The organism is Streptomyces sp. NPDC004667 (assembly GCF_040609475.1).
In the GTDB taxonomy this organism is placed as follows: domain Bacteria; phylum Actinomycetota; class Actinomycetes; order Streptomycetales; family Streptomycetaceae; genus Streptomyces.
The window spans coordinates 15,482-28,612 of sequence record NZ_JBEXKC010000068.1; the positions used below are offsets into that span (position 1 = coordinate 15,482).

The following is a 13,131-nucleotide window of genomic DNA, read 5'->3' on the forward strand; positions in this document are numbered from 1 at the left end:
CCTCCTCACCGCGACACCAGGAGGCACGAGCAGCATGGGAGCCACATCACACCAAGCCGGAGCCGCCGGCAGGGCACTGACGGCCGACCGCCCCTCTTCCGTACGGAACGTCGTGCTGGTCGGCCCCAGCGGTGCCGGCAAGACCACCCTCGTCGAGGCCCTGGCCCTGACGGCGGGGGCAGTGAACCGGGCCGGACGGGTCGAGGACGGGGGCACGGTCTCGGACTACGACGAGATCGAGCACCGCCGCCAGCGCTCCGTCCAGCTCTCCCTGGTCCCCGTCGAATGGGCCGGCATCAAGATCAACGTCCTGGACACCCCCGGATACGCCGATTTCGTCGGGGAACTGCGGGCCGGTCTGCGCGCGGCGGACGCGGCCCTCTTCATCGTCTCGGCCGCCGACGGGATCGACGGGGCCACCCGCATGGTCTGGGAGGAATGCCAGGCGGTCGGCATGCCCCGCGCCATCGTCGTCACCCATGTGGAGGCAGCCCGCTCCGATTACTCCGAGACGGCCGCCGCCTGCGGCGAGGCCTTCGGAGCGGAGGACCCCGACGCCGTCGTCCCGCTCTACCTGCCGCTGCACGGAGCCCGCGGGCCCGACGGCCACGCCCCGGTCACCGGCCTGATCGGCCTGCTCTCCCGGCGCGTGTACGACTACTCCTCCGGCGAACGCGCCGAGCGCGACCCGGACCCCGCCGAGCTCGCCCTGATCGACGGCGCCCGCTCCCGGCTGATCGAGGGGATCATCGCCGAGAGCGAGGACGAGAGCCTCATGGACCGCTACCTCGGCGGCGAGGACATCGACGTCAAGACCCTGATCGACGACCTGGAGCGGGCCGTCGCCCGGGGCACCTTCCACCCCGTCCTGATGGCCGCCCCCGCCGTCGACGGCGCCCGTCAGGGCCTGGGCACGGTCGAACTCCTCGAACTGATCACCGGCGGCTTCCCCACCCCCGAGGAACGCGCCCCCGTCACCGTCACCGCCCCCGACGGCTCCCCGCGCCCCGCCGTCACCTGCGATCCGGCCGGACCGCTCCTCGCCGAGGTCGTCAAGACCTCCTCCGACCCCTACGTGGGCCGCGTCTCCCTGGTCCGCGTCTTCTCCGGCACCCTGCGCCCCGAGGAGACGGTGCACGTCAGCGGCCACGGGCTGGCCGACCGCGGGCACGAGGACCACGACGTCGACGAACGCGTCGGCGCCCTCACCTCCCCCTTCGGCAAGCAGCAGCGCACGCTCGGCACCTGCATCGCCGGCGACCTCGCCTGCGTGGCCAAACTCACCCGCGCCGAGACCGGCGACACCCTCTCCGCCAAGGACGCCCCCCTGCTCATGGAGGCCTGGGCGATGCCGGACCCGTTGCTCCCCCTCGCGATCGAGGCCCACAGCAAGGCCGACGACGACAAGCTCTCCCAGGGCCTGGCCCGGCTCGTCGCCGAGGACCCCACGATGCGGCTGGAGCAGAACCCGCACACCCACCAGCTGGTCCTGTGGTCGCTGGGCGAGGCCCACCAGGACGTCGCCCTGGAGCGGCTGCGGACCCGCTACGGGGTCCAGGTCGACCCCGTCCCGCACAAGGTCAGCCTGCGCGAGACCTTCGGCGCGAAGGCCACCGGCCGCGGCCGGCACGTCAAGCAGTCCGGCGGCCACGGCCAGTTCGCCATCTGCGAGATCGAGGTCGAGCCCCTCCCGCCCGGCAGCGGCATCGAGTTCGTCGACAAGGTGGTCGGCGGCGCCGTGCCCCGCCAGTTCATCCCGTCCGTGGAGAAGGGCGTACGGGCCCAGGCCGCCCGGGGCATCGCGGCCGGCTATCCGCTGGTCGACGTACGGATCATCCTGCGCGACGGCAAGGCGCACTCGGTGGACTCCTCCGACGCCGCCTTCCAGACCGCCGGCGCCCTCGCCCTGCGGGAGGCCGCCGCCGACACCCCCATCCACCTCCTGGAACCCGTCGCGGAACTCGACGTCCAGGTCCCCGACGCCTACGTCGGCCCGGTCATGAGCGACCTCGCGGGCCGCCGGGGCCGCGTCGTGGGCACCGAGCAGGCCGGGGCCGGCCGCACCCGGGTGCGCGCCGAGATCCCGGAGATCGAGATCGGCCGGTACGCCGTGGAACTGCGCTCCGTATCGCACGGCACGGGCCGGTTCAGCCGCGCCTATGCCCGCCACGAGCCGATGCCGCCCCACCTCGCGGACAAGGTGCGCGAACAGGCAGAGAAGGGAAACCAATTGACATAGCGTCACGCCCGCCGCCCACCCGACCCGCTTGCGGTGGGCGGCATTTCCCTGTCCCATGACCAAGGGGCGGTGTCCGCCGATAGGCTTTTCGGCGCGGCGGACGGATCGACAGGGCACAACGACCACAGCGGTACGACAAAGAGCACAGTGGCACGGCGATGGGGGCAGCGGTGGCGGACGACTTCGACTTCAGGCCCGGGGCACAGATTCCGCTCCAGGGGGGCGGCGGCCAGACCGCCGCGACCAACGCGCTCGCCTCCGCCGCGTACCGCGACGGCGGCACGGACACCGCGCTGTCCTCGATACTCGGGGCCAACAGCGAGAACCACCCGGCTTCGGTGAAGCCCCCGAAGATCTCCCTGTTCGAGCCCAACCTCGGCGAGGCCTTCTGCCGGGCCGTGGAGGCCCGCACCCTCGCCCCCGGCCGCAAGCCGCTCATCCAGTCCTTCGGCGCCGACCCGCAGACCATCGTCGAGCACTGCCTGGCGGCCTCCCACATCCGCCGGGCGCGCGACCGCAAGCTGCGCCTGATCATGCTGGTCTGCGGTGTGGTGTTCCTGCCGGGGCTGCTGCTGTGGCTCGGCCTCTTCCAGCTGCGCAAGACCCTCGCCAAGGGCGAGGGAAAGAAGAGCACGTGGATCGGGACCGCCCTGCTGGTCGGCGTCGTCGTCGTGGCCGCGGTGCTGCTCTACCGGGTGGTCTACCGGGCCCCGGGCAGCGGTGTGCTGGAGCTGTACCTGTTCGGCTCGCTGGCCGCCCCCGCGCTGGGCTGGTTCCTGGCCCGCCGGATCTGCGAGAGCACCGCCGCCGACCTGCGCTCGCGCTGGGACGGCCTGCTCGGGGGCGGCGGGGTCGCCGCCAAGATCCCGGACGCGGTCCCCGGCAACCCGGACGAGAAGGCCCGCGAGGACCTGCGCCGCCAGCTGGCGAAGCTGACCGCCGAGGACCGCAGCAACTCCGTCTTCTACGCCGGCCCCAAGGGCATCCTCGGCATGGGCACCCGCTGGGGCAGCTGGCAGATGGCCGAGGAGCTGACCCCGAGGACCGAGGGCGCGGAGATCCACCCCTTCCGCAGCTGGGACGTCATACGCGCGATGGACGCCCAGCTGCGCAAGCTGGAGCGGGGCCCCCTGCACACCGGCGGCTTCCCGGCCGCCTCCATCCAGCACTGGATCGTCACGCCCGTGGGCGAGGGCGCCGGGGAGGTCGCCCGGCCGACCGGCGAGGACGTGGACACCTTCCTGGTCAAGCCGCACGAGATCACCCGGATCTGCAACGAGCAGCAGTTCAGCGCGGGCAACCGGCACTACCTCGGCATCCAGTACCCGCTCTGGGACGGCCAGCTCGTGATCAACATGCTGGTCACCGTGACCGTGCTCTACAAGACCCTGCGCGTGGACGTCACCGCCCACGCCCTCGGACCGGTGCACGGCCTGTTCACCACCAAGTCCAAGGCCCCGGTCATAGAGGTCCCCAAGTCGGTGCGCTTCTGGGAGACGGTGGAGCGCCCGCTGCCGCTCGTGGACGCGAGCGAGGTCGTACGCCTCGCCGTGCGTGCCCCGCTGACCTGGTACCCGCCGCTCCTGGAGTACTTCGGCGGCAAGCTGGTCCTGCCCGAGCCCTTCGGCCTGCGGCACGTCTGGGCCGGCACCATGTGGCGCCACCGCTTCATGGCGGACGACGCACTGCGCACGGTGGCCCCGGTCCTGCGTTCCGTGCACGCCGCGGCGTTCAAGGTGCTGGAGGAGAACGGCGTCGACACGGACCGCTTCACGAACCGCTCCTCGATCATGAGCGGCCTGATCCAGGAGCCCGCCCCGCGCAGGGCCGACGTCTACGACGCCTAGGTACGCTGAAGAGGACCGATCCGACCCGGGGAGGAACCACCATGACCGAGCGCAAGCCGCCCGGTGTCAGCTTCGAGTCCTTCGTGGACCGGCAGATCCGGGAAGCGGCCGACCGCGGCGAGTTCGAGAAGCTGCCGGGCTGGGGCAAGCCGATGGCCTCGCTGGACGCGCCCTACGACGAGCTCTGGTGGATCAAGGGGAAGCTGCACCGCGAGGGCTTCTCCGCGCTGCCCCCGTCCCTCGCGCTGCGCAAGGAGGCCGAGGACGCCCTGGAGAAGGTCCGGGAGGCCCGTACCGAACGCCGGGTACGGGACGTCCTCACGGAGGTCAACGAGAAGATCCGCGCGGCCCTGCTCAGGCCCCCGCCGGGACCTCCCCTGAACCTCACCGAGTTCGACGTCGAGGCCGCCGTCGCCGACTGGCGAGCGAGCCGCGAGGGGTAGACCGGGTCGAGCCGGGGTCCCCGCCGGGGTCCGCCGGCGCTGGGCCGGGAGCCTGAAATCCGGCGGCCCCCGGGCCGGTGACGTCCCCGCCGGGTGTGGCGCCGGGGAGGATGGGCGCGACCAGCACGATCGCAGGGGTGGTGTGCACCTGTCGCCGACCCGGCAGGGGTACCGAGGTCTCCTGAGGCCGGACACGACGGCCGTCGCGGGCCGCTCCGCTCCGCAGCCACGCAAGGAGCACGTATGGCCACGTCGGCCCAGCCCGTCCCGTCCACCGCCCCGGTCCTCTTGACCCTCGCCGCGATCGCCGCCACGGCGGCGGTCGCGCGTCCGTCGGGTGAAAGCAGGCAGGAGCAGGCCCTGCGCGCCAGGTCCGGCATCACCTCACTCCTACAGGACCCCACGCTCGCCACGGCCGGCACATGGCAGTTGAAGTGGCTGGGGCTCAGTCCGGACAACGCGAACCTCGCCTACGTCGCCTGGAACTCCGACGGCTCGAACCAGATCGTCGTCGCCGTCCGCGGCACGGTCAACCAGCCGCTCGACACCATGGAGGACCTCGACGTCGGCACGGTGGTGCCGTTCACGGCCGGCGGGTCGACGGACATCGCCGTCTCCACCGGTGCCATGGACGCGTTCACGCAGGTCGCGACGGCACGCGGGATCACCGGGGTGCCCGCCGAACCGTCAGGGTCCGATGGGCCGGACGCCGCCATCCCGGTGGACGCGACGCTCGCCCAGGCTCTCGCCCTCCTCCTCGCGGTCGTGCCGTCCTCGCCCCAGCCGACGGTCCACGTCACCGGCCACAGCCTGGGCGGCTGCGTCGCCACCATGCTGGCCGCGTACCTCCAGACGCAGACCTGGACGCCGAACCCGCCGCGGTTCGCACTCGTCACCTTCGCCGCGCCCACCGCCGGCCTCCAGAGCTTCGCCGACCACGTCGACGGCCTGGACTGGATCCTGCACGAACGCCACGTCAACGCGTACGACGTGGTGCCGCTGGCCTGGTCCGACCTGCTCGAAGCCCGCAAGTGGTACCCGCACCCCCAGGGCCCGAGGGCCACCGCCGAGGTGGAGCTGCTCCTGACGGAGATCAACCTGCTCACGAAGGACAACGTCTACGTCCAGCCCCTCGCCGACTCCCCCGTCACGTGGAACCCGTCGTACGACTGGTACAACACGCTCTTCATCCACAAGACCACCGCCGACTTCACGGCCCAGGTCGCCTTCCAGCACTCCAACTTCAGCTACCTGTACCTGCTGGGCGCGCCCCGGATCCCGGCCGGCCCGGTGGTGACCGGGCTGAGCAGCACCGCCGGGGAGGGCGGCGAGCAGCTCACCATCAACGGCACGGGATTCACCCCGGACAGCGTCGTCGACTTCGGTCCCGTTCCGTGCACCGAGTTCGTCCACGACCTGGACGGGATGTGGATCAGGGCGGTCGTGCCAGACGGGGTCGGCATCGTCGACGTCCGCGTCACCAGCCGGCTCGGGACCTCGCCCGCCGTCCCGCTGGGACGGTTCGCCTACGGAGGTCCCGCGCCCGTCGTGGTCGCCTCCGTCGTCCCGGACCACGGGACGGCCCTCAGGAAGGTCACCATCGAGGGCTCGGGCTTCGCCTCGGGCGCGGCCGTGCGGTTCAAGGACGAGCTCGCGTACGACGTCGCGGTCGAGTCCTCGACCGTCATCACGGCGAAGGCTCCGGCCCGGGCGCTCGACGGAGCGGACGCGGACGACGCGAAGACGGTGGACGTCACCGTGACGGTCGGCGTGGCCACCTCGCCCACCGCGCCGATCGACGAGTTCACCTACGACGACCTGTCGGCCGCCGGAGGGGACCCGAGCTAGCCGGCTAGTCGACGGGCCAGGCGTCGGCGAGCATCTGGCGGGTGTCGGCCAGGAGCTGCGGCAGGACCTTGGTGTGGCCGACCACCGGCATGAAGTTCGTGTCCCCGCCCCAGCGCGGCACGATGTGCTGGTGCAGGTGCGCGGCGATGCCCGCGCCGGCGGCCGCGCCCTGGTTCATGCCGATGTTGAACCCGTGCGCACCGGACGCCTTGCGCAGCGCGGCCATGGCCCGCTTGGTGAGGTCCGCGAGCTCGGCGGTCTCGGGGCCGTCGAGCTCGGTGTAGTCGGCGACGTGCCGGTACGGGACGACCATCAGGTGGCCGCCGTTGTACGGGTAGAGGTTCAGCACGGCGTACACGTGCTCGCCCCGCGCCACGATCAGACCGTCCTGGTCGGACATCTCCGGAATCCCGCAGAAGGGACAGCCGTCCCCGGCCTCCGGGCCGGTCGGCTTGTTCTCCCCCTGGATGTAGGCCATCCGGTGGGGCGTCCACAGACGCTGGAACGCGTCCTGCGTGCCCACACCGATCTGCTGCTCCGGCTCACTCGTCATAGGACGCAGCATATGACCTCGTCCCGGTGGACGAGGAAGGCCCCCGGAAAGTGATCGCTTTCCGGGGGCCCGCCGACTGCCGTGCGGCCGTGGATCAGACCTGGACGCGGTCGGCGACGACCTTCGCCAGCTTGGCCAGGGCCTCGTCCTTGGCGATGCCGTTCTCCTGCGAACCGTCGCGGTAGCGGAAGGAGACGGTGCCCGCGGCCATGTCCTCGTCACCGACGATGATCATGAACGGGACCTTGAGCTTCTGGTGGTTGCGGATCTTCTTCTGCATGCGGTCGGACGAGGCGTCCACCTCGACCCGCAGCCCCTGCTTCTTCGCCTCGGCGGCGAACTCCTGGAGGTACTCCACGTGCCCGTCGCCGATCGGGATGCCGACGGCCTGGACCGGGGCCAGCCACGGCGGCATGGCGCCCGCGTAGTGCTCCAGCAGCACCGCGAAGAACCGCTCGATCGAGCCGAACAGCGCGCGGTGGATCATGACGGGGCGCTGGCGCGATCCGTCCGGGCCGGTGTACTCCAGGTTGAAGCGCTCCGGCAGGTTGAAGTCCAGCTGCACGGTGGACATCTGCCAGGTGCGGCCGATGGCGTCACGGCACTGGACCGAGATCTTCGGGCCGTAGAACGCGGCGCCGCCCGGGTCCGGGACCAGCGGGAGGCCCTGCTTCTCGGCGACCGACTGGAGGACCGCGGTGGCCTCCTCCCAGACCTCGTCGGAGCCGACGAACTTCTCCGGGTCCTTGGTCGACAGCTCCAGGTAGAAGTCGGTCAGACCGTAGTCGCGGAGCAGGTTCAGCACGAAGGTCAGCGTGCGGTCGAGCTCCTCCGCCATCTGCTCCTTGGTGCAGTAGATGTGCGCGTCGTCCTGGGTGAAGCCGCGCGAGCGGGTCAGGCCGTGCACGACGCCGGACTTCTCGTACCGGTACACGGTGCCGAACTCGAAGAGGCGCAGCGGCAGCTCGCGGTAGGAGCGGCCGCGCGCGTCGAAGATCAGGTTGTGCATCGGGCAGTTCATGGGCTTGAGGTAGTAGTCGGTACCACCGTCGAGCTGCATGGGGGGGTACATGCCCTCCGCGTACCAGTCCAGGTGGCCGCTCTTCTCGAAGAGGGCGCCCTTGGTGGCGTGCGGGGTGTAGACGAACTCGTAGCCCTCTTCCTCGTGCCGCTTGCGCGAGTAGTCCTCCATGGTGCGGCGGATGACGCCACCGCGCGGGTGGAAGACGGCCAGGCCGGAGCCGATCTCGTCCTGTACGGAGAACAGGTCGAGCTCGGTACCCAGGCGCCGGTGGTCGCGCTTCTCGGCCTCGGCGAGGAAGTCGAGGTGCGCCTTCAGCTCGTCCTTCGACGGCCAGGCGGTGCCGTAGATGCGCTGGAGCATCGGGTTCTTCTCGCTGCCGCGCCAGTAGGCGGCCGCGTTGCGCATCAGCTTGAAGGCCGGGATGACGCGGGTGGTGGGCAGGTGGGGACCGCGGCAGAGGTCCTTCCAGCACAGCTCGCCGGTCTTCGCGTCGAGGTTGTCGTAGATGGTCAGCTCGCCGCCGCCCACCTCGACGTTCGCGCCGTCGTCGGTCGACGCCGAACCCTTGATCCCGATGAGCTCCAGCTTGTACGGCTCGTCGGCGAGCTCCTCGCGGGCGGCCTCGTCGGTGACCACGCGGCGGGCGAAGCGCTGGCCGCGCTTCTGGATCTCCTGCATCTTCTTCTCGATGGCCTTGAGGTCATCGGGGGTGAAGGGCCTGGCGACGTCGAAGTCGTAGTAGAAGCCGTCACGGACCGGCGGGCCGATGCCCAGCTTGGCCTCGGGGAAGAGCTCCTGCACGGCCTGCGCCATCACGTGCGCGGTCGAGTGGCGCAGGATGTTCAGGCCGTCCTCGGAGGAGATCTCCACCGGCTCGACGGTCTCGCCGTCCTTCACCTCGTACGCGAGGTCCTTCAGCTCACCGGCGACGCGCGCGGCCACGATGGTGCGCTCGCCGGCGAAGAGCTCCGCCGCCGTAGTGCCCGTGGCCACCACGCGCTCGTCCCGCTCGGAATCGCGTTGGATGATCACACGGACGTCTGACACCGGTCACTCCTGACTCAAGGGATGCGCGAGCGGACACTGCGCGCCTGAATCGTACCGAGCCGAGAGGCCGCGCCGCTAAACGGTTACGGCCCGCCCGCGGGCGCTGGCTACCCTGGGCCGCGTCCGCCCCCGCCGACCGGAGGAATCCGCCCGTGCCGAACCCGCTCGTCCGCCCGCTGGACCTGACCGACGACGGGACCGCCGCGGCCGTGCACCGCATCGGCCGCGCCGCCTACGCGGTGGAGGCGGAGCTGATCGGCTTCGACGGCATCCCCGCCCTCGGCGAGAGCCTCGCGCAGCTGCGGGCGCGGCCGCTGCGCTGGCTGGGGGCCGTGTCCGGGGACGGCGCGATCGCCGGGTTCCTGGCCTGGGAGGCGGCGCCCGAGGAGGCGATCGCGCTGGACCGGCTGTGCGTGGACCCGGCGTGGTTCCGCCGCGGCATCGCCTCGCTGCTGCTGCGGCACGCCCTGACGGAACTCTTCGCGGACCGGACGGTCGAGGTCACCACGGGCGCGGCCAACACCCCCGCGGTGACCCTGTACGAACGCCTGGGCTTCGTCCGCGGCGCGGACTTCTCCCCCGTCCCGGGACTGACCATGGCCTCCTTCACCCGCGCGGGGTCGCCCCGGTCGCCCTAGTCGTCCTGGTCGTCCGACGGCAGGACGTCCGAGGGCTCGAAGCCGTCGTCGAGCGACTTCATCAGGCGGTCCCGTTCGACCTCGTCCAGGGGGACGGGCGTCACGTCCGTGGCGTCCGTCAGCCGGCGGAAGCCGCCCCGGCGCTGGAGCCGGCCGCTCACCCGGACCGGCAGGCCCACCAGGTGGGCGTGGCCCGCGATCCGGTACGCCTCCTCGTCCAGCGCGGCCCGCACGTACGGGACCTCCGCGCCGGCCAGCACCCGCAGCCGGACGGTCCCCCCGCCGCCCGCCGCGGCCCGCCGCATCCGGACCACCGCCCCCGCGAGCCGTACGGGGACCGCGGGTTCCTCGCGGGTGTAGCGGGCGGCGGCCTCCCGCAGCACCGGCAGGTCGCCGGGCGAGAACTCCACCGGCTCGGGCCGTGCCGCGCAGCCGGCGGGGACCCCGGCCGCAGGCGCCCAGGCCAGCGTGATCCGGGCCCCTTCGGAACCCCGTACGAGGGCGATCAGGGCGTCGGCGAGTTCCCTGCTGACCCCGGCGGCCACGGCGGCGTCGAAGGCGTCCATCCCGCCGGTGGCCCGCCGGTAGTCCACCGCCTCCCGGGCCGCGTGCAGGGCCTGGTGCAGCCGGGCCACCACGCCCCGGCCCCCGTCGACGGGCACGTACGCGGTGAGCCGGCGCCCGCCCGGCGAGGGCCCGACCAGCACCCCGTCCAGGACGCGTTCGGCCTGGGCGCGGTGGCGGGCGCCGTAGTACCCGGCGCGGGCGCGGTCGGCCAGGGCGCCGGCCACCAGCAGCCGGCGGGCCGCCGAGCGCAGCTGTTCCTGGACGGTCCAGGCGGCCTCGCCCTGGTAGCCGTAGGGGCCGACGGGTATCTCGCGCTCCCAGCGGACCTCGTCGCTGGGCACGCTCAGCCCGAACAGCACCTCCCGCGCCGAGGCGAGCCCGCTGCGCGAGAGCGCGGTGAGCGCCTCCTCCAGCAGGTCCGCGCAGTCGGGGAAGGTACGGCTCTCGGGGACGAGCAGGCTGGTCCCGGCACGGCCGGGCGGGGTCCAGCGCCCGTACCGGCCCGCCGCGCCGCCGCGCCGCAGCCATCCGTGCCGGTGCAGCAGCGCGCCGAGCACCTGCGGGTCGACCTGGGCGGGATCGGGCGTGCCCGGGGAGAGCTCCGGGGGCGGCAGCGGTTCGAGGTGCGGCGGGTGGCGGTGCATCAGGGTGTCCCTCCCGACCCGACCCGGGTCATGATCTCGCACAGCGCCCGGTCGTCGAAGATCCGCGTGGTCGGGATCCGTACGGTGGTCCGGCGCCGGCCGGTCACGGGGTGCCCGGCGAGGTTGGTCCAGTAGCAGCAGTGCCGCAGGTCGAGCCGGTCGTGCCCGGCGCCGATCCACTGGTCCCGCTCCCGCGGTACGAGCATCACGACGAGGATCTTGTGGACGGCGACCGGCGTCCGGGCCAGCTTCACCAGGTGCTCGTTGTCGAGGGTGAAGCCGAAGGTGGCCCCGGCGGGCCGGGGCGGTATCTGGTAGGTCGCCTTGAGCTGCACCTTGATGGTCACCTCGTCGTCGACGACGTGCTCGGGGGCGCCGTGGCTGACGTGCCAGTCGATGCCGTTGTCCGGGAAGGGCTGGGAGAGCGAGCAGCCGGCCGCGGCCGCGACGGCGTGCAGGTATCCCACCTGGAGGGTCTCCATGCAGGCGGTGGTGGCGAGCGTGCCGCGCAACGGTCCCGTCGGTCCGTGCGGCAGCCCGCCCGGTTCGGGCTGTGCGAGCGCCATGGCCGGCCCCCCATGCCTTCCGGGCTCTGCCGTGAGCGGGAACGGGGTGACGACCGGTCATGCGTACGACCCCCCAGGGAAGTTGTCTCCGCACCCGGGTGCCCGCAAACGGCGTACGGGGCAAACGGCCCGGGTATCACCGCTTCGGCAAGGTGGCACGTTCCGTGGCGGTTGTGCCCGGGGGCGCCCCATCTGTCGATCGGGGACGAGGAGTTCGCCATGACACGCTGGTACGAGGGCCCGCTGGCCGCATTCGACACGGAGACCACCGGGGTGGACGTCGAGCAGGACCGGATCGTGTCCGCCGCGCTCGTCGTGCAGGAGTGTGCGGGCGGCCGGGTCCGCTCCACCCGGTGGCTGGTCAATCCCGGCATCCCGGTGCCGCCGGGCGCCACGGAAGTGCACGGCCTGACCGACGAGCACCTCCAGCGCCACGGCCGTTGGCCGGCGCCGGTGGTGGAGGAGATAGCCCGCGCGCTCGGTGAACAGCAGGTGGCGGGCCGGCCGGTGGTGGTGATGAACGCGCCGTTCGACCTGACGCTGCTGGACCGGGAGTTGCGCCGGCACCGGGCCTCGACGCTGGCCCGGTACCTGGACAACCGGCCGCTGACGGTGCTGGACCCGCGGGTGCTGGACAAGCACCTGGACCGCTACCGCAAGGGCCGCCGGACGCTGACGGACCTGTGCGCGCACTACGGGATAGAGCTGGAGGGCGCCCATGACGCGACGGCGGACGCGATGGCCTCGCTGGAGCTGGTCCGGGCGGTCGGGCGGCGCTTCGCGGGGCGGCTGGAGCGGCTGACCCCGGCGGAACTGCACGCGCTGCAGGCCGTGTGGCACGCGGCGCAGGCGCGCGGGCTCCAGGCGTGGTTCACCCGGCAGGGCACCCCGGAGGCGGTGGATCCGCACTGGCCGCTGCGTCCGGAGGTGTCGCAGGCCGCGTAGGGCCCGTACATGCCCTGACATGCGGAAGGCCGGTCCGTCAGTGACGGACCGGCCTGTCCCGGTGGGCGATACTGGGATCGAACCAGTGACCCCTTCGGTGTGAACGAAGTGCTCTCCCGCTGAGCTAATCGCCCGGGAACGGAGTGAACAATACAAGAGGCTCGGGGTCTGTTCAAACCGCTTCCCGCTCGGCCTCCAGCAGGGCCGCGAGCCCGCGGCGCCCCGCCCGCATCATCAGGGTGTGGTTGAGCCGCAGGACCGGACGCCCGGCGAGCGCGAACGGCCGCAGCGGGGCCGCCCGCAGCTCGACCTCCTGCTCGTAGAGGGCCCGTGTGGCCGCGGGGCCGGCGGCGCGCGGGCGTACGGTCCACCGCGCCCAGCCTTCGAGGTCCCCGCGCACCGCCACCTCCAGGACGCCCCGCTCGGGATCGCGGAGCAGGCCGGTGAGGGTGACGTGGATCGCGTACGGGAGGACGGAGCGGATCACGGCGGTACCGGTGTGCTCGTCGACCGCCCGGACCCGGCGGACCTGGGGCCACCACCGGGGGTAGTGCGCGGGGTCCTCCAACCGCGCGAACACGAGGGCGGGCGGGGCGTCGAGGTCCCACACGTCGCGGAAGCGGAAGTGCGTCCAGCGCGGCATGGCCCCAGTCTGGCCCGGTGGCGTGGTCCGCGTCCGGCCGTCGCGGGTTTTGGTGCCCGGGGGTGCGGGGGTGCAGGGGTGCAGGGGTGCGGGGGTACGGGTACGGGTGCGGGGGTACGGGGGTACT

General features: G+C 72.4%; 11 protein-coding genes and 1 tRNA gene. 6 read left to right on the forward strand and 6 right to left on the reverse strand.

Going from position 1 to position 13,131, the window contains the following annotated elements; translation table 11 throughout:
* The first annotated feature begins 34 nt into the window (after nt 1–34).
* The 4 genes from ABZW32_RS29530 (at nt 35) to ABZW32_RS29545 (ending at nt 6,377) form a co-directional block, all read left to right on the forward strand.
* Entirely contained in the window at nt 35–2,239 is a 2,205-nt protein-coding gene (locus ABZW32_RS29530) for an elongation factor G-like protein EF-G2 (RefSeq protein ID WP_356221551.1), read from the forward strand.
* A 158-nt stretch (nt 2,240–2,397) separates the two neighbouring features.
* Nucleotides 2,398–4,086 carry a hypothetical protein gene (locus tag ABZW32_RS29535; RefSeq protein WP_356221554.1) on the forward strand — a complete coding sequence of 563 codons (1,689 nt, stop codon included), beginning with the start codon at nt 2,398–2,400 and terminating at the stop codon, nt 4,084–4,086.
* Nucleotides 4,087–4,127: 41 nt separating this feature from the next.
* A complete protein-coding gene (locus ABZW32_RS29540) occupies nt 4,128–4,529 on the forward strand; it encodes a DUF1992 domain-containing protein (RefSeq protein ID WP_356221556.1) in 402 nt (133 codons plus the stop codon).
* Between the two features lie 243 nt (nt 4,530–4,772).
* On the forward strand, nt 4,773–6,377 hold the full coding sequence (locus tag ABZW32_RS29545) for an IPT/TIG domain-containing protein (RefSeq protein WP_356221559.1): 1,605 nt from the start codon (nt 4,773–4,775) through the stop codon (nt 6,375–6,377).
* A 4-nt stretch (nt 6,378–6,381) separates the two neighbouring features.
* Here ABZW32_RS29545 and ABZW32_RS29550 read toward each other — a convergent pair whose 3' ends face one another.
* Both ABZW32_RS29550 and thrS read right to left on the reverse strand, forming a co-directional pair.
* On the reverse strand, nt 6,382–6,942 hold the full coding sequence (locus tag ABZW32_RS29550) for an HIT domain-containing protein (RefSeq protein ID WP_356221562.1): 561 nt from the start codon (nt 6,940–6,942) through the stop codon (nt 6,382–6,384).
* A gap of 82 nt (nt 6,943–7,024) precedes the next feature.
* Nucleotides 7,025–9,001: a threonine--tRNA ligase gene (thrS, locus tag ABZW32_RS29555; RefSeq protein ID WP_356221564.1), complete on the reverse strand. Its 1,977-nt coding sequence runs from the start codon at nt 8,999–9,001 to the stop codon at nt 7,025–7,027.
* A 152-nt stretch (nt 9,002–9,153) separates the two neighbouring features.
* Here thrS and ABZW32_RS29560 point away from each other — a divergent pair, with 152 nt between their 5' ends.
* Nucleotides 9,154–9,639 (forward strand): GNAT family N-acetyltransferase, encoded by a 486-nt coding sequence (locus ABZW32_RS29560; protein ID WP_356221567.1) that lies wholly within the window; start codon nt 9,154–9,156, stop codon nt 9,637–9,639.
* Here the strand turns inward: ABZW32_RS29560 and ABZW32_RS29565 are convergent.
* Nucleotides 9,636–10,850 (reverse strand): hypothetical protein, encoded by a 1,215-nt coding sequence (locus ABZW32_RS29565; RefSeq protein WP_356221570.1) that lies wholly within the window; start codon nt 10,848–10,850, stop codon nt 9,636–9,638. The two genes, ABZW32_RS29560 and ABZW32_RS29565, sit on opposite strands and share 4 nt — an antisense overlap.
* Nucleotides 10,850–11,416 carry a DUF4365 domain-containing protein gene (locus ABZW32_RS29570; RefSeq protein ID WP_356221573.1) on the reverse strand — a complete coding sequence of 189 codons (567 nt, stop codon included), beginning with the start codon at nt 11,414–11,416 and terminating at the stop codon, nt 10,850–10,852. Before ABZW32_RS29570 ends, ABZW32_RS29565 begins: the two co-directional genes overlap by 1 nt.
* Before the next feature lie 219 nt (nt 11,417–11,635).
* On the opposite strand from ABZW32_RS29570, the gene ABZW32_RS29575 reads away from it, so the two are divergent.
* Complete coding sequence (locus tag ABZW32_RS29575; protein ID WP_356221576.1) at nt 11,636–12,361, forward strand: 3'-5' exonuclease; 726 nt, start codon at nt 11,636–11,638, stop codon at nt 12,359–12,361.
* A 62-nt stretch (nt 12,362–12,423) separates the two neighbouring features.
* Here ABZW32_RS29575 and ABZW32_RS29580 read toward each other — a convergent pair.
* Together ABZW32_RS29580 and ABZW32_RS29585 are read right to left on the reverse strand one after the other, a co-directional pair.
* Nucleotides 12,424–12,495, reverse strand: a tRNA-Val gene (locus ABZW32_RS29580).
* 38 nt (nt 12,496–12,533) lie between these two features.
* Nucleotides 12,534–13,004, reverse strand: a complete 471-nt coding sequence (locus tag ABZW32_RS29585) for an SRPBCC family protein (RefSeq protein ID WP_356221579.1) — start codon at nt 13,002–13,004, stop codon at nt 12,534–12,536.
* Between the last annotated feature and the right edge of the window lie 127 nt (nt 13,005–13,131).